The following is a 15,286-nucleotide window of genomic DNA, read 5'->3' on the forward strand; positions in this document are numbered from 1 at the left end:
GGCCGACGAGTCAGGGCTTCGAGAGCATCCCGGTCTGCAGTGCCGTCCGGATGGTGGCGGGGTCGGCCAGGGCATCGATCTTGACGACTTTCCCCGCGCCGACGGTCAACACGTAGAGCGCGACGATCTCTTTCCGGTCGCGCCAATACGCGATCGCCGCGAGCCCTGCGAACTCCACGATGATCGCTTCATCGATGCGTCCGGACAGGGCATCGCCGACGGCGTCGGAACCGGTGATCTTCGGCGTGAGGGCGGGAGCGTTCTCGGCCTGACGCGATGCGGCCAGGGCGATCGCATCCGCATCGGCGCGCAGGGTGACATCGGGATCCAGAAGGGCGATCAGATCGTGCATCTCGCCGCTGCGTGCGGCGGCGAGGAAGGCGACCACCTCGCGGCGCTGCTCCTGTCTGATCGCGTCCCAGTCGCGATCGCGCAGTCGCTGGCGAGCGCGTGACGCGCGCTTCTTGACCACGTCGACCGTCGAGCCGGCGATCTCGGCGATCTCGGCGAAGGGATAGCCGAAGACGTCGTGGAGCATGTAGCTCAGACGATCCACCGGCGAGAGCTCTCGCAGCACGATCGTGAATGCCATCGCCACCTGCTCGTCCTTCAGGATGAGCCGTTCCGGGTCCGCACGGGGATCGTCGATGGGGGTCGCGGGTTCTGCGATGTCGTCGACTGGCAGCGTCTGGTGCGTGCGTCGGCGCCGCGTCACGTCGATCGCCGCACGCGACACCACGGTGGTCAGCCAGGCGTCGACGTCGTTGATCGTGCTCAGGTCGGTCTCGGCGAACCGGAGCCAGGCGTTCTGCACCGCATCTTCCGCGTCCCACATGTCGCCGAGGATTCGGTATGCCAGGACACGCAACCGGGCTCGCTGTGCGCCGAAGACCTCTGCGTTCGACACAGAGCTGCTGCGAGGTGCGGTCACCTTTCGAACACTACCTGCGTCATATAGGTAGCGGCTCGCTGCGCAAGCGTGGCCCACCGACAACTGGGGAAGGAATTACCTGTGACGCAAGAGACCGAGAATCTCATCGAGCTGAGGACCGTCGTGCGAGGGGAGGTGGCGCTTCCGGGCGACGACGGCTTCGACGAGCGCTCGACGCCGTGGAACATCGCCGTCGATCAGCGACCGATCGCCGTCGTCGACGCGGCCGATGCGGAAGACGTCGCCGCTCTCGTCGCCTTCGCGGCCCGCAACGGTCTCCCGATCATCGTGCAGCCCGGTGGACACGGTGCCACCGGTGCGGCGACGGGGGCCATCGTCCTGCGGACGTCGCACCTGACGACACTGTCGGTGAACGCGTTCGACGGTATCGCGCGGGTGGGGGCGGGGATCTCGGCCGGTGCCCTGCAGGAGGCCGCAGCGGCGGCGGGCTTCACTGCGCTCGCGGGGAGCAGCCCGATCGTCAACGTCGTCGCGCTCGCGCTCGGGGGCGGACTGAGCTGGTTCGGACGCAAGTACGGATGGGTTGCCGATTCCATCCGTGCGCTCGAGGTCGTCACACCGCAGGGCGAACACCGACGTGTCACCGAAGAGTCCGATGCGGACCTGTTCTGGGCGCTGCGCGGTGGTGGTGGGCACGCAGCCGTCGTCACACTCGTCGAGCTCCAGCTGCATGAGGCGGCGCAGTTCGCCGGCGGGCGGATCATGTGGTCGGGAGAGCACACGGCCGCCGTGGTCGACGCCTTCGCTTCGCTGACGAGTGACGCCCCGGACGAGTTGACGATCTGGCTCGAGATCCTGAGCTTCCCAGGCGCGCCGCCGTTCGTGGCTCTGGACGTGGCGTACCTCGGCTCGAACACGGAGCTCCGAGAGCTGTTGCGGCTCGATGCCCTGCCTGCACCGCTGCGCGATGGGGTCCGCGACATGCCCCTGGCTGACATCGGGACCATCGCCGATGAGCCCACCGACCCGTCTCCGGGAATCACACAGGTCGAACTGCTGCGCACCCTCGACAGCGACGTGCGAGAGGCCCTTGCGTCGGCCTCGCCCGCACCGGCGATGATCGTGCAGGTGCGACCGCTCGGCGGAGCTTTCGCCGCGCCGTCGAACACCCCCTTGGGGGCGCTGACGGAGCCCTACCTGATCAGTCTGTTCTCCTCCCCGCGCGGTGCGGACGCGGCTGCGGCCATCCAGGAGTCGCACGCGCGACTCGTCGCTCAGCTGCCGGTGACCGGACGCAAGGTCCCTACCTTCCTCCAGGGCGGCGACAGCCTCGGGAACGTCTACGACGGTGAAGCGCTCGAACGCCTCCGACGCATCGTCGAGCAGCGCGACCCCCAGGTGCTGATTCGCACCGAACACGCCCTGTAGGCAGTGCCTGTGCGGAGCCGCCCGTCCTGGTGGCTCCGCACAGCCCGAGTCGATCCTGATCCCGACCGGCGCGGTCCCGCACCCGTCGTCATCCCGCATGGATGGCGACCGCGGCCGTATGGGTTCCGTCTGCACGGGTGCTTCGCGCGCGCGGCCGGAGCAACGTGGGAGGCATGTCCGTCATCTCCCGTCCTCCCGTCCCCTCAGACTCAACGGCGTCGAGGGCAGCGCGCCCTCCGCGGTGGGGATACCTGTCGAGGTCTGTGAGCCATTACGGCACCGTCGCGTGCGTGCTCGCGGTCTATCCGCCGGATTCCACAGACGAAGAACTCCGCCTCGCGGAGGCCCACCGCTGGTACACGCCGCTGTCGCTCGGCGGCGGGGTCGTGGCGTGGGTGGTGCTGTGCGCTGTGGGGGTCTCTCCGTTGCTCGCGGCCGCGCTCCTGCTGGCCGCCCTGCTTCCGATCGGCATCGTGCTCTCTCGGCGGTCGCGCGACATCCGCCACCGCACGGTCACCGTCTCCGCATGCAGAGCGGGCCTCGGCGAAGACACCGAGGGAGAGCGCGCCCAGCAGCTTCGCCTCGACAGCCTTGCCGAGGCGCTGGGCGATGCCGCACTCGCGTGCCGCCAGGGCGTGATCGACCGCGACCGCTTCAACCGCATCTGGGCGGCGGCATATGCGCAGGCCGCGGCCATCGCCGCCACCTCCGCGCGGTGACGCTCACCGGGCAGAGGACGAGCCCGCCGGCGGCCGATCAGTCGACGCCCGCGTCGCTCTGATACTTGCGGCACGCCCTGCCCGTCGCCTCGGTCTCCTCGGCGTCGTCTCTCTCTGCGCCAGGGTTCTCGCGGGGGACGACCTGGCTGAGCGAGAGAGTGCCCGTGCAGGTGAAGACGACGAGGTCGCCGGGCGCACAGGCCTGCGGAAGTCGTGCCTTCAGCCGGGTGCCGCCACTCGCCGTCTGCAGAGTCGTCGGCGCGAGATCTCGGGCACGTGGGGAGTGCAGAAGGTCGATGTGGGTGACCAGAGGCGCGAGCGCATGCAGGGCGCAGTCGACCGTCACCACGACCTCGCGGTGCCAGCCGTGGGGCTCTTCGCGAGCGATGATCCGTGCCACCACCAGCGTCACGTGCGCATCGGCCTCGGGGTGAACGGCGGACGGGCCCGTCGGTGCGATCAGCACGCAGGGGGTACGCCGCTCTCGTGCGAGATCGGTCAGTGAACGTCCGGCGACCACGATGTCGTGTGCACGGACTTCCGTATCGGTCGGCCACAGCTTCCGCACGTCGCGTCGCGGGTCGTTCCACACGAAGGCCGTCGAGTGCAGGACGGTGTGCAGCACGGTCATCGCGACGCCTCCACCTGGAGCGCCGCCGCGCCCACAGCGCGTGGCCGCACGTTTCGCAGCGTGACGGCACCGATGCAGGGGACGACCAGGAGATCGCCCTCTCGAAGGTCGGACGGAAGGACGGCGACCGGGTGCGGCCATGCCACGCCGCCCTCCTCTCCGGGGATCAGCTCGATACTCGTCGTCTTCGCCGAAGAAGCCCTGCCGATGAGGCGGCATTCCTCCCACGCCGCATCGACGCCGTCGAAGGAGCAGTCTGTGAGGGCGATGCGCTTGTCTTCCTGAGTGTCGACACGCAGGGTGATACGGAACAGCAGCACGGTCACGTCGGTGCCCGTGCCGGGTATCGGCAGGTCTCCGGTGAGCACGGCGGGTGAGCCGCTGATCTCGAACAGACGCATCAGCGAGATGCCGCCCACCACGACATCGGTGGTCGTAGGCTCCGAATGGGTCGGCCACCTCCAGCGGTCGAGGGGAGTGGGGATGCTCCGTCGCAGCGTGGGAAGGATCTCGGTGAGGGTCATGTCTCCGTCCTACGCTTCCGTGATCGTGCCGATGAAGAAGCCTGACGGAACGCATGCGCCTCCGCCCCGTTCGCTCACGAAGTCCGCACCCCTCGGGCGTCATGCCGGATGCGATACATTGCAGTGCAGGTAAGATTTCAGGCTTTACTGCGTCGACGTGCTCGAGTGGAGGACTAAGCGGTGGCACTCTCAGGTGGACCCCTCGAACGCAGGTCGATGAGCGATGAAGCGTACAACCGGTTGCAGGAAGCGATCATCAGCGGCGAGCTGCGTCCGGGAGAGCGGCTGCGCGACTACGAGCTCGCGGAACGCCTCGGCACCTCGAAGACCCCGATCCGCCATGCCCTCGACCGCCTGGCCGACCACGGCCTCGTCGAGATGCAGCGCAACCGCTACACCCGGGTCGCGCCGATCGATCTGGATCAGGTCCGCAATGCCGTCGACCTCTTCGGCGACATCTGGATCGGCGCGGTGCGTCATGTGATGCCTCGGATCCAGGACGACGACACCGCGTACCTCGCCGAGCTCGCCGGGGAGATGTCGACAGCGGTGAAGGACCGCGACGTCGTCGGCTTCGGGATCGCACTTCGTGCGACCGCGACGGGTTTCGCGCGCATCGAGGGCAACGCCTCGCGCGCCGTCGTCATCGACCGCCTCGGGCCGCAGATCCGTCGGTTCAGCCAGCATGCGAAGGACGCGTTCGACTGGGATGTCGTCGGTGCCTTCGTCGTCTCCCTCCGAGAGGCGATCCTCGAGCGCGATGCGAGCAAGACCCGCGCCGTCCTGGTCGCCTTCTTCGATGACGCGCTCCCCGCCATCATCGATCGCGCCGAGGAGCAGGACCTCACCCCCTCCGACGCCCCGGAGTAGCGGACCGCCTGCATGGCACTTTCGGCAGATCCACAGGAATCGCAGAGGGACTTCTCCTAATCTGGGAGATCCCAAGGGGAGTACTCCGACACGGTGGGGTCGTCATTACGGATGCATGTCGCATCCCGGGCCACCGGTTCCATGTCTCATGGAATGGAGAAGACTTTGGCGGTACTGTCGTACCCCGAGTCTGGAGCCCTCATTTGGATATCACGCCGCTGATCTGGGTCATCACGATCGCGATCACGATCGCCTTCTTCGTCTACGAGTTCTTCGCCCACGTGCGCACCCCGCACGAGCCGACGATCGCGGAGTCGGCGCGCTGGTCGATCTTCTACATCAGCCTCGCGCTGCTGTTCGGCGTCGGCATCGGCGTCTTCTCCGGATGGACGTTCGGTGGGGAGTACTTCGCCGGGTATCTGACCGAGAAGGCGCTGTCGATCGACAACCTCTTCGTGTTCCTCATCGTCATGACCGGCTTCGCCGTGCCGAAGAAGTACCAGCAGAAGGTGCTGATGATCGGCATCGTCATCGCGCTGATCCTCCGCGGCATCTTCATCGCCGTCGGCGCGACGCTCATCGAGAACTTCTCGTGGATCTTCTACCTGTTCGGTGCACTCCTGCTCGTGCTCGCCTACCGTCAGGCATTCAGCAACCACGAGAGCAACCCGGCCAACGGACGATTCATGACGTTCGTGCGCCGTCACCTCCCCGTCAGCGACGAGTACAACGGCGACCGCCTCACCGTGGTGAAGAACGGCAAGCGCTTCGTCACGCCGATGCTCCTCACGATCATCGCGATCGGGTTCATCGACCTGGTGTTCGCCGTCGACTCGATCCCTGCGATTTACGGTCTCACCGACCAGGCCTACATCGTCTTCACGGCGAACGCCTTCGCGCTGATGGGTCTGCGCCAGCTGTACTTCCTCATCGGCGGACTGCTCGAGCGCCTCGTCTACCTGGCTCAGGGGCTCGCGGTCATCCTCGCCTTCATCGGCGTCAAGCTCGTGCTGCACGCGATGCACGTCAACGAGCTTCCGTTCATCAACGGCGGCGAGCCGATGCTGTGGGCTCCCGAGATCCCGATCTGGTTCTCGCTGCTGTTCATCGCCGCCACCATCACGATCGCGACCGTGGCCAGCCTTCTCAAGACGCGTCGGGCACCGGATTCCGTTCCGGCCGGCGCCGACACCACCACCCGCAACGACAAGGAGCACTCTTGAGCGCGCAGCGCTGTTCTGACTCTTCGGACTCTGACAGTACGAGCGCCCGGTTCATCCCGGGCGCTCACCCCACCACAGGCGAGGCGGCCCTCTGATGGGCGACCTGCTCTGGAACATCGCCCTCGTCTTCGCGTTCGTGCTGATCGGCGGTGTCTTCGCTGCGACGGAGATGGCGCTGGTCACGCTGCGCGAGAGCCAGATCAACGCCATCGGTCAGCGCGGGCGCCGCGGGGCGAAGGTCGCCGCCCTCGCCCGCAACCCCAACACCTTCCTGTCGGCGGTGCAGATCGGTGTGACCGTCGCCGGGTTCGCCTCGGCGGCGTACGGTGCGACATCGATCGCCCCCTCGCTGGCACCGGTGCTGGAGTCTTGGGGCCTCGCCCCTGCTCTCGCGCTCACGGTCGCCACGCTCGTGCTCACCCTCGTTATCGCCTATCTGTCGCTGGTGCTCGGCGAGCTCGTGCCGAAGCGCCTCGCGATCCAGCGCAATGCGCAGTTCGCCTACGCGGTCGCTCCCGCACTCAACGGGTTCGCGACGGTCATGCGCCCGGTGATCTGGTTGCTGTCGGTGTCCACGAACGCCCTCGTCCGGCTGCTCGGCGGCGATCCGCACAAGACCAGCGACGAGATGACGGATGAGGAGGTGCGCGACATCGTGGCCAGCCATCAGGGGCTGCCCGATGACGAACGGCGCATCCTCGACGACGTGCTGTCCCTCCGCGGGCGCCAGGTCAGCGAGGTCATGCGACCGCGGCCCGAGGTCGTCGCCCTCGACGAGGCTGCGAGCGTCGGCGAGGTGATGGCGCAGGTGCGCGACCTTCCGTTCTCGCGCTACCCCGTCTCGGAGACCTCGATCGACGACATCACCGGGTTCGTGCACGTGCGCGATCTCTTCGAGGCCGCGTCCGACGATCCGACGCGTCCGCTGAGCGCGCTCATGCGCGACATCCCCTACATCCCCTCGACCGCACGTGTGCTGCCGACTCTGACCCGCATGCGCGCAGAGGGGCACCACATCGCGGTGGTCGTCGACGAGTACGGCGGGACCGACGGCCTGGTCACTCTGGAAGACCTCGTGGAGGAGGTCGTCGGTGAGATCTTCGACGAGTACGACGCCGAGGTCTTCATCTCGGCTGACGACGGCATCGACGGACGACTCAACCTGCAGGACTTCGAGGAGCTCACCGGGTTGTCGATGCCGCGCGGTTCGTCCGACACGATCGCCGGATTCGTGACGGAGCAGCTGGGGCGTCTCGCCGTCGTCGGCGACGTCGTGGAGGTGCCGGGCGCCACGATCCAGGTCGCGGAGCTCGATCGACGACGCATCGCCCGGGTGCGAGTCGTGACCGAACCGGTCGTCGAACCGGAGGCCTGAGCCCGAAAGTCGGCGGCGGCGACGCTCTCGGTCCCGACCGGGATCAGGTCGGGAAGCGCACCCCGGTGATGCTCTCCGCCGCCGACCACAGAGCCGACCCGATGTCCGCGGAGCGCACCTCGTCGGAGGCTGCCACCCGTGCCGGCGCCCCGCGGAACTCGAGCAGTCCGCCAGGACCCCAGTAGTCCCCGCCGGCCACATCGGCCGCCGTGGCCGCGTGCACGATCGGCAGCGCGCCGCCGTCCTTGCCCTGCACGAGCACGCGCGTCGGTGCGGCCAGGGCGCGGATGAAGCCGGACACCGGGGCGAGACCCGCACGCGTCGGGGTGAGCGGATCGACCGCGTAGCCGGGGTGCGCGCACACCGCAGAGCGCGAGGAACCGGACCAGCGTCGCGCCAGCTCGAACGCGAAGGCCATCAAGGACGCCTTCGATCGTCCGTACTGGCGGAGTGAGGGGCCGCTCCACGGGTCGTCGAGGGTGTCGGGATCGAGGTGCGCGAAGCGATGGGCGATCGAGCCGACGGCGACCACACGCGCATCCGGTGAGAGGAGCGGCTCGAGCTGTGCGACGAGGGCGAAGTGGCCGAGGAAGTTGGTGCCCACCATGAGGTCGAATCCGTCGCTCGTGCGCGCCGACCGATCGGCAGCCTTCACCCCGGCGTTGCCGATGACCGCGTCGAGCTTCTCGTCCACCTCTGCGGCCGCCCTGGCCACGCTGTCGAGGGAGCCGAGGTCGAGCGACAGCACGCGCACGTCGGCGCCGGGCACCTGACCCCGGATCGCGGTGACCGCGGTCCGGGCGCGCTCGGGGGAGCGGCACCCCAGCAGCACGCGCGCCCCTCGGGTGGCGAGCTGCTCCGCGCACCAGTAGCCGATGCCCGCGTTCGCGCCGGTGACCAGCACCGTACGTCCGAGCAGATCTCCGGGTGGTGGGGGAGTGGCATCCATCTCCCCAACCTAGGCGCAGGTTGTGCTGCCCAGACTCAGCGGTCGCTCTCGTGCTGGTCGTCGTCTTCGAGGAGCATGCCGACCGAGGTCGCGCAGGCGTCACCCTTCCACGCCTCGATGCCCTCGCGCACCGCGAACGCGGCGATCACGAGCCCGGCGACCGCATCGGCCCACCACCATCCGAGCAGGGAGTTGGCGACCAGGCCGACCAGCACCGCGGCGGAGAGATACGCGCAGAGGAGTGTCTGCTTCGAGTCGGCGACCGCCGTGGCCGAGCCGAGCTCGCGACCCGCGCGGCGCTCGGCGAACGACAGGAAGGGCATGACGACGACGCTGACGGCAGTCAGGAGGATGCCGATCGTGCTGTGCTCCGGGCGTTCGGCGGTGACGAGAGCCGTCACGGACGTCGTCGTGACGTAGATCGCGAGGGCGAAGAATGCCACGGCGATCACACGCAGCGTCGGCTTCTCCCAGCGCTCGGGGTCGCGGCGGGTGAACTGCCAGGCGACGGCGGCCGCGGAGAGGACCTCGATCGTCGAGTCGAGGCCGAAGCCGATGAGGGCTGCCGATGACGCGACGGATCCCGCACCGATCGCGATGACCGCCTCGATCAGGTTGTAGCCGATGGTGACGCCGACGATCAGACGGATGCGGCGGTGCAGGATGTCGCGTCGCGATGCGGTGGACGTGGTCATCAGCAGGTGCAGCCGTCGCCCGCGCAGCAGTCCGGCTCGACGATGAGCATGACGCGCATGAGCATGTCGAGGGCCGGTGCGAGGTGGCGGTCCGCGAGCCGATAGCTGCTGCGTCGACCGTCGGGGACGCTCTCGACGAGTCCGCATCCGCGCAGGCACGCGAGGTGGTTCGACATCGCCTGGCGTGAGACGCCGAGGGCGTCGGCGAGGTCGGCGGGATAGCGGGGCGCTTCGCGCAGTGCGAGCAGAACTCCGGCGCGGGTGGGATCCGAGAGCGCGTGCCCGAGTCGGGCGACGGCGGCAGTGTGGGTGAGCGAGGCGAGAGCGGTGGTCACGCACCCCACTGTACAGAAAAGGCTGAATTCAAGAGATCTTGAATTCAGCTCTTCCGTGACGGATCAGCGGATGGCGTACACCGCGCTTCCGACGATGACGGCGACGACGGTGGTCCATCCGATGATCGCCACCGCCTGCCAGAACAGGATGCGCGCCCTGCCGATGCCGGACGCGGCGAGCATCGTCGCGGTGAACTGCGTCGGCAGCAGGAGCGGTCCGAGCAGGCTGACCCCCGGCACGCCGTAGCGTTCGAAAGCCCGCTGGAACTTCTCGCGTCGGGCGCTTCCACGGCCCGTGTCCGAGACCTCTGCGGCCGGCTCCTCGACCGTGCCCCCGCCGGCACCCGCGAGCGCTGCGGTCTTGGCGCGCGAACGGTTCACGACGGCCTGGCGCGCTCCCGAGCTCACCAGCACCACCACCAGGACGCAGAGGAAGTTGCCCACGATCGCGGCGATCGCGGCGATCACCGGGGAGATGCCGCCGAGGATGCCGATGCTCACCGCGCCCTCGCCCTCGATGAAGGGGACCGCGCCGGCGAGGGCGACGATGAGCGGCTGCACGAGCTCGGGGACCTGAGCCACCAGGTTCTGGAAGTTCTCGATGAGGTTCATGGGATGCTCCCGGTTGTCGGTGCGAACGGAGTCTCCGCCGCGATGACTCCAGTCCAGCCGAGCACGCCCACCCGCGGCAGTGTCGGCCCGTCACCGCTTCCCGGGCGGATCGCACGATAGGACCGTGACAACTGTCACGGTCCTATCGTGGGAGCGTGACCCGCGTTCCCTCCGCCCTCGCCACCGCACCCGCGCCAGGCTCCCGTCAGCTCGCGCGCGGCATCACCGCGACCTGGTGGTACACGGTGACGGCCGTGCTGTTCATCGAGCTGATGCTCGTCGGAGCGTGGACGGGCATCGCCGCCGCAGTCGATGTGAGCGGAGGCATCCTGCTGTTCATCGGTCTCGGTGGTCTGCTCTGGTGCGCGTCGACGCTGATGCTGCTCCTGGACTATCGCCACCGCCTCGATGCGGAACCCGGCGTCGCCTGGGGGCGGCTGGCCGTGCCGTTCGTCGTCGCGGTGGGCTACGGCGTGACGGCTGGTCTCCTCGTCGGCAGCTGGCAACTCGCCGCCATGCCCGTGGTGCAGTTCTTCGTCTTGCTGAGCTGGCCTCGCGGCGTGCGGGTGCGGGTCGTCGCCGCGGCGACCTTCCTCCTGATCGCGCTCGCCCTGGTCGATTCGGCGACGAGCGGGGTGGGCATCGGGCTTCCCTGGTGGATGCCGGTCATCTACGGGGCGATGCTGCCCGGAATGAGCGTGAGCTCGCTGTGGTGGTGGGATGTGCTGGTGACCCTCGACCGCGCCAGGGCGTCCGAGGCCCGCCTCGCCGCGACCCAGGAGCGCCTGCGCGTGGCGACCGATGTGCACGACCTGCAAGGGCACCATCTCCAGGTCGTCGCGTTGCAGCTGGAACTCGCCGAGCGTCTGCTGCCGGACGACCCGGAGGCGGGGATGCAGCAGCTGCACGCGGCGCGGATCAGCGTCGACGAGGCGCGCCAGGGCACCAGAGACCTCGCGATGCGGTTCCGCTCTGTCCCGCTCGGAGACGAACTGGCCAACGCCCGTGATCTGCTGACCGCGGCCGGACTGCAGGTGGATGCCGCGATCGATGCGGATGCCGATGCGGCGCCGGCGTCGGCTCTCGGACCCGTCATCCGGGAGACGACCACGAACGTCCTGCGGCACGGCGGCGGGGTGCATGCGCGCCTCTTGCTGACCCGGACCGCCGATGCGTGGCGCTACGAGATCGCGAACGACGTGGCGGTCGGCGCCGAGATCGAACATGACGGCTCGGGTCTCGAGGGCGTGCGTCGGCGGATCGAGGAGGCGCACGGCTCCCTCGACGTGCGGCGCGATGGGGATGAGTTCGTCGTGGTCGTGACCGTGCCCTCGACCTCGGAGGAGGCGCGATGATCCGGGTTCTGCTCGCCGATGACGAAGGGATGATCCGCTCGGCCCTCGCGGCCCTGCTGCGGCTGGAGCCCGACATCGACGTCGTCGCAGAGTGCGCCGACGGCGAGCAGGCGGTCGCCGAGGCGCTGCGGCTACGGCCCGACGTGTGTCTGCTCGACCTGGAGATGCCGGGCCTCGACGGCGTGCAGGTGGCCGAGAAGGTGAACAGGGCGATCGCGACGCGTTGCGTGGTCGTCACCCGTCATGCGCGTCCGGGGGTGCTGCGCCGTGCCCTGGCTTCCGGGGTGGCAGGCTTCCTGCCGAAGTCTCGCGGAGCGGACGAGGTCGCAGCGGTCATCCGCCGCGTCGCGGCCGGAGCCCGCTACGTCGATCCGGAGATCGCTGCGGACGCTCTGAGCGATGAGCGCTCGCCGCTGACGGATCGCGAGCTCGACGTGCTGCGGGCGGGCCGTCGTGGAGAGACGACCGGGCAGATCGCGCGGGCACTCTCGCTCGCTCCCGGGACCGTGCGCAACCACATCTCCGTCATCCTCGGGAAGCTCTCGGTCGGCACACGTCAGCAGGCCGTGCTCATCGCCGAGGAACGCGGCTGGATCTGACGGCCGATAGGCTGACGGACATGGGAACAATATGCGCTGCGCCCATGATGGGGCGCACCTTCGTCGCACGCGACCGCCGCGCCTGACGGCGCGCTCGCTCTTCGCACGCATCTGCGCGCCGTCCACCGAGATGTCATCGCACCTCGGGACGGGCAGTCCTCACTGACGCTCTCCGCGTCCTCCCTCCTTCGGGGTGCTCCGATTCTTCTTCTGGAGCGCACTCATGCCTCGTTCAATCCATGGCGGCCGTCACGAACTCGGCCAGAACTTCCTCACCCACCGTCCGACCCTCGCCCGCCTCTCCACCCTCGTCGGTTGCACCTCCGGCTCGATCCTGGAACTGGGCTGCGGTGACGGCGCGCTGACCCGCGCACTCGCGCAACTGGGCAGGCCGCTCACCGCGATCGACGTCGACGAGCACCGCGTGCACCGACTGCGCAGGGCGCTGCCCGGAGTGCGCGTCGAGGTCGCCGATGCCACGCGGCACCCGTTCGATGCCGAGGTCGTCGTCGGCAACATCCCCTTCCACCTGACGACGCCGATCCTCCGGCGGCTGCTGTCGAGCGGGCGTTGGAATGACGCGGTACTCCTGACGCAATGGGAGGTGGCGCGCAAGCGGGCAGGCGTCGGCGGAGGCACGATGATGACCGCGCAATCGGCGCCGTGGTTCGAGTTCTCCCTCGAGGGCCGGGTGCCGGCGTGGGGGTTCTCGCCGCAGCCGAGCGTGGACGGCGGTCTGCTCGCGATCACCCGTCGTGGTTCACCCCTCGTGCCGGACGCCGACCGACGGGCGTACGACGCGTTCGTCCGGGCCATGTTCACGGGGCGGGGAGGCGGTCTCCCCGCGATCGTGGCGACAGCCGCTCGCATCTCGATGCCGCGGGCGCGACGTGCGGTGGCGGACTCCGGCGCGGGGGAGCGTCGCCTTCCGCGCGATCTCCGTCCGCAGGACTGGGCAGCGCTCTGGCATCAGGTCGCTCGAGGGTGACACAGCTGGCCGGGGGCGGGAGTCGGGAGTCGGGAGTCGGAGGTAGCCTCGACGCATGTCGGCCTTCGGAACGCTCTCGACTCCCGTCGGTGTCATCGGCGTGGTCAGCGACGGTGCGGCGATCACCCGCGTCATGTGGCGGTCGACCCCGCCCGAGGGTGGAGTCGTCCCGCCGGACCCCGCCGCCGATCCCCTGCTCGTCGAAGCGCTGGCTCAGCTCGCCGCCTACTTCGACGGCACACTGCGACGCTTCGACGTTCCCATCGACCTCGGCGAGCAGACCGCGGCGACGAGGGCGGTGCTCACGGCCCTCCACGAGACGGTCGGGCAGGGCGAGACCATCACGTACGGCGGACTCGCGGCGCGCAGCGGCACGGAGGTGCCGGCCAGGGGCATCGGATCGATCATGGGCGCGAATCCCGTTCCGCTGATCGTGCCCTGCCATCGGGTCGTCGCGGGTGACGGACTCGGCGGATACTCCGGCGGTGACGAGGGGCGGGGACTCGAGACCAAGCGCTGGCTGCTGGAGCATGAAGGGGCTCTGCCGACTTCTCTGTTCTGAGCCGACGCCGGGCATCCGTCATCGCGTCATCTCGGAAGCGAACACCCTGCGAGAATGGACGGGCCGAGTCCCGAGCCGAGGAGCCAACGTGCAGTTCATCTCCACCCGCGGCGGCATGCAGCCGCAGTCGTTCAGCGAGACGCTGCTGGAGGGCCTTGCGCCCGACGGCGGCCTGGCTGTGCCCGAGGTCATGCCGACCGTCGACGGCGAGACGCTCGAGCGCTGGCGTGCGCTGACCTACCCGCAGCTCGCGACCGAGGTGCTCGGTCTGTTCGCGACCGACATCCCGCGCGCGGACCTGGCGCGGATGACGGATGCGGCCTACGCCGACTTCCCCGACGGTGTGGTGCCGCTGCGGGCGATCGATGACGACCTGACTCTGGTCGGTCTGTCCGAAGGCCCCACCCTCGCGTTCAAGGACATGGCCATGCAGTTCCTCGGCCAGGTGCTCGAATACACGCTGGAGCGCAACGACTCCGTGCTCAACATCCTCGGCGCCACCTCGGGAGACACCGGCTCGGCGGCCGAGCACGCCCTGCGCGGCAAGGAGCGCGTCGCCGTGTTCATGCTGTCGCCGCAGGGGCGCATGAGCGCATTCCAGCGGGCGCAGATGTTCTCGCTCGACGACGCGAACGTGCACAACATCGCGGTCGAAGGGGTCTTCGACGACTGCCAGAACCTGGTCAAAAAGCTCGCGGGAGACCTCGACTTCAAGCGCGCGCAGCACCTCGGCGCGGTGAACTCGATCAACCTGGCGCGCATCACGGCGCAGACCGTCTACTACTTCTGGGCCTGGCTGCGCGCCACGGATGCCGGCGGCTGGACCGAGCTGTCGTTCACCGTGCCCTCCGGGAACTTCGGCAACATCCTCTCCGGGTTCTTCGCCAAGCAGATGGGGCTGCCGATCCGTCGCCTCGTGCTCGCCGCGAACGAGAACAACGTGCTGGACGAGTTCTTCCGCACCGGCGTCTACCGCCCGCGCAGCGCGGCCCAGACGCTCGCGACCTCCAGCCCGTCGATGGACATCTCCAAGGCATCGAACCTCGAGCGCTTCATCTTCGAGCTGGTCGACCGTGATCCTGCCCGCGTCGTCGGCGCGTGGGACGATCTCGAAGCGCAGGGGTATTTCGACTTCTCCTCCGAGCAGGAGCGCTTCCTCGAGGAGTTCGGCATCGTCAGCGGCACGTCGACCCACGAGGACCGACTGGCGACCATCCGCTCGGTGTACGAGACGACCGGTGAGGTCATCGACCCGCACACGGCCGACGGCGTCAAGGTCGCGCGCGAGTATGTCGAGCCCGGCGTACCGATGCTGGTGCTCGAGACCGCCAAGCCGGAGAAGTTCGCCGAGACCATCCACGAGGCCATCGGCGTCGAGCTCGGCTATGCGCCGGAGCTGCAGGAGATGCTCGATGCCCCGCAGCATGTGACCGAGATGGCCGACGACGAGCACGCGCTCCGCGCCTTCATCCAGACGAACGCGCTGCACTGATTCCGCGGTCGCCAGACCCACGCTTCGAATCGAGACC

General features: G+C 68.8%; 17 protein-coding genes. 10 read left to right on the forward strand and 7 right to left on the reverse strand.

Annotation, left to right across the window (positions count from 1 at the left end; genetic code table 11):
• Positions 1-10 precede the first annotated feature (10 nt).
• Positions 11-988 (reverse strand): sigma-70 family RNA polymerase sigma factor, encoded by a 978-nt coding sequence (locus ASC55_RS14555; RefSeq protein ID WP_327038720.1) that lies wholly within the window; start codon positions 986-988, stop codon positions 11-13.
• Between the two features lie 24 nt (positions 989-1,012).
• Here ASC55_RS14555 and ASC55_RS14560 point away from each other — a divergent pair, with 24 nt between their 5' ends.
• Together ASC55_RS14560 and ASC55_RS14565 are read left to right on the forward strand one after the other, a co-directional pair.
• Positions 1,013-2,320 (forward strand): FAD-binding oxidoreductase, encoded by a 1,308-nt coding sequence (locus tag ASC55_RS14560; protein ID WP_200935186.1) that lies wholly within the window; start codon positions 1,013-1,015, stop codon positions 2,318-2,320.
• Between the two features lie 173 nt (positions 2,321-2,493).
• The gene (locus ASC55_RS14565) at positions 2,494-3,039 is read left to right on the forward strand and encodes a DUF6611 family protein (protein ID WP_327038721.1); all 546 of its coding nucleotides are present in this window, start codon (positions 2,494-2,496) and stop codon (positions 3,037-3,039) included.
• A gap of 37 nt (positions 3,040-3,076) precedes the next feature.
• Here ASC55_RS14565 and ASC55_RS14570 read toward each other — a convergent pair whose 3' ends face one another.
• On the reverse strand, positions 3,077-3,670 hold the full coding sequence (locus ASC55_RS14570) for a hypothetical protein (protein ID WP_055876991.1): 594 nt from the start codon (positions 3,668-3,670) through the stop codon (positions 3,077-3,079).
• Positions 3,667-4,194 (reverse strand): hypothetical protein, encoded by a 528-nt coding sequence (locus tag ASC55_RS14575; protein ID WP_055876994.1) that lies wholly within the window; start codon positions 4,192-4,194, stop codon positions 3,667-3,669. The genes ASC55_RS14570 and ASC55_RS14575 overlap by 4 nt, the downstream gene beginning before the upstream one ends.
• Before the next feature lie 216 nt (positions 4,195-4,410).
• Between ASC55_RS14575 and ASC55_RS14580 the strand changes: the two genes are divergently transcribed.
• From ASC55_RS14580 to ASC55_RS14590, 3 genes are all read left to right on the forward strand, one after another.
• Entirely contained in the window at positions 4,411-5,064 is a 654-nt protein-coding gene (locus ASC55_RS14580; protein ID WP_055876997.1) for a GntR family transcriptional regulator, read from the forward strand.
• Positions 5,065-5,267: 203 nt separating this feature from the next.
• A complete protein-coding gene (locus tag ASC55_RS14585; RefSeq protein WP_055877000.1) occupies positions 5,268-6,287 on the forward strand; it encodes a TerC family protein in 1,020 nt (339 codons plus the stop codon).
• Positions 6,288-6,381: 94 nt separating this feature from the next.
• Complete coding sequence (locus ASC55_RS14590; protein WP_055877003.1) at positions 6,382-7,662, forward strand: hemolysin family protein; 1,281 nt, start codon at positions 6,382-6,384, stop codon at positions 7,660-7,662.
• Between the two features lie 43 nt (positions 7,663-7,705).
• Here ASC55_RS14590 and ASC55_RS14595 read toward each other — a convergent pair whose 3' ends face one another.
• The 4 genes from ASC55_RS14595 to ASC55_RS14610 all read right to left on the reverse strand — a co-directional run bounded on the left by ASC55_RS14595 (position 7,706) and on the right by ASC55_RS14610 (position 10,253).
• Complete coding sequence (locus ASC55_RS14595) at positions 7,706-8,611, reverse strand: SDR family NAD(P)-dependent oxidoreductase (RefSeq protein WP_055877006.1); 906 nt, start codon at positions 8,609-8,611, stop codon at positions 7,706-7,708.
• Positions 8,612-8,646: 35 nt separating this feature from the next.
• On the reverse strand, positions 8,647-9,306 hold the full coding sequence (locus ASC55_RS14600; protein ID WP_055877008.1) for a cation diffusion facilitator family transporter: 660 nt from the start codon (positions 9,304-9,306) through the stop codon (positions 8,647-8,649).
• Positions 9,306-9,641, reverse strand: a complete 336-nt coding sequence (locus ASC55_RS14605) for an ArsR/SmtB family transcription factor (protein ID WP_017828075.1) — start codon at positions 9,639-9,641, stop codon at positions 9,306-9,308. Before ASC55_RS14605 ends, ASC55_RS14600 begins: the two co-directional genes overlap by 1 nt.
• Positions 9,642-9,704: 63 nt before the next feature.
• Complete coding sequence (locus tag ASC55_RS14610; RefSeq protein WP_055877011.1) at positions 9,705-10,253, reverse strand: hypothetical protein; 549 nt, start codon at positions 10,251-10,253, stop codon at positions 9,705-9,707.
• Positions 10,254-10,408: 155 nt separating this feature from the next.
• Between ASC55_RS14610 and ASC55_RS14615 the strand changes: the two genes are divergently transcribed.
• The 5 genes from ASC55_RS14615 to thrC all read left to right on the forward strand — a co-directional run bounded on the left by ASC55_RS14615 (position 10,409) and on the right by thrC (position 15,249).
• Positions 10,409-11,608 carry a sensor histidine kinase gene (locus ASC55_RS14615; protein WP_055877014.1) on the forward strand — a complete coding sequence of 400 codons (1,200 nt, stop codon included), beginning with the start codon at positions 10,409-10,411 and terminating at the stop codon, positions 11,606-11,608.
• Positions 11,605-12,207, forward strand: a complete 603-nt coding sequence (locus tag ASC55_RS14620; protein WP_017828078.1) for a response regulator transcription factor — start codon at positions 11,605-11,607, stop codon at positions 12,205-12,207. The genes ASC55_RS14615 and ASC55_RS14620 overlap by 4 nt, the downstream gene beginning before the upstream one ends.
• A 223-nt stretch (positions 12,208-12,430) precedes the next feature.
• A complete protein-coding gene (erm, locus tag ASC55_RS14625; RefSeq protein WP_055877016.1) occupies positions 12,431-13,195 on the forward strand; it encodes a 23S ribosomal RNA methyltransferase Erm in 765 nt (254 codons plus the stop codon).
• Positions 13,196-13,250: 55 nt separating this feature from the next.
• Positions 13,251-13,757, forward strand: a complete 507-nt coding sequence (locus ASC55_RS14630) for a methylated-DNA--[protein]-cysteine S-methyltransferase (RefSeq protein ID WP_055877019.1) — start codon at positions 13,251-13,253, stop codon at positions 13,755-13,757.
• Between the two features lie 88 nt (positions 13,758-13,845).
• Entirely contained in the window at positions 13,846-15,249 is a 1,404-nt protein-coding gene (gene thrC / locus ASC55_RS14635) for a threonine synthase (RefSeq protein ID WP_055877022.1), read from the forward strand.
• Positions 15,250-15,286 lie beyond the last annotated feature (37 nt).

Origin of the sequence: Microbacterium sp. Root322 (assembly GCF_001425645.1) — a bacterium.
Classification (GTDB): Bacteria; Actinomycetota; Actinomycetes; order Actinomycetales; family Microbacteriaceae; genus Microbacterium; species Microbacterium maritypicum.

Excerpts from the sequence above, each read along its gene's own strand:
- ASC55_RS14565 (WP_327038721.1), top strand. The coding sequence starts at position 2,494 with ATGTCCGTCATCTCCCGTCCTCCCGTCCCCTCAGACTCAACGGCGTCG.
- ASC55_RS14570 (WP_055876991.1), bottom strand. The coding sequence starts at position 3,670 with ATGACCGTGCTGCACACCGTCCTGCACTCGACGGCCTTCGTGTGGAAC.
- ASC55_RS14575 (WP_055876994.1), bottom strand. The coding sequence starts at position 4,194 with ATGACCCTCACCGAGATCCTTCCCACGCTGCGACGGAGCATCCCCACT.
- ASC55_RS14580 (WP_055876997.1), top strand. The coding sequence starts at position 4,411 with ATGAGCGATGAAGCGTACAACCGGTTGCAGGAAGCGATCATCAGCGGC.
- ASC55_RS14590 (WP_055877003.1), top strand. The coding sequence starts at position 6,382 with ATGGGCGACCTGCTCTGGAACATCGCCCTCGTCTTCGCGTTCGTGCTG.
- ASC55_RS14595 (WP_055877006.1), bottom strand. The coding sequence starts at position 8,611 with ATGGATGCCACTCCCCCACCACCCGGAGATCTGCTCGGACGTACGGTG.
- ASC55_RS14600 (WP_055877008.1), bottom strand. The coding sequence starts at position 9,306 with ATGACCACGTCCACCGCATCGCGACGCGACATCCTGCACCGCCGCATC.
- ASC55_RS14610 (WP_055877011.1), bottom strand. The coding sequence starts at position 10,253 with ATGAACCTCATCGAGAACTTCCAGAACCTGGTGGCTCAGGTCCCCGAG.
- ASC55_RS14620 (WP_017828078.1), top strand. The coding sequence starts at position 11,605 with ATGATCCGGGTTCTGCTCGCCGATGACGAAGGGATGATCCGCTCGGCC.
- erm (WP_055877016.1), top strand. The coding sequence starts at position 12,431 with ATGCCTCGTTCAATCCATGGCGGCCGTCACGAACTCGGCCAGAACTTC.
- ASC55_RS14630 (WP_055877019.1), top strand. The coding sequence starts at position 13,251 with ATGTCGGCCTTCGGAACGCTCTCGACTCCCGTCGGTGTCATCGGCGTG.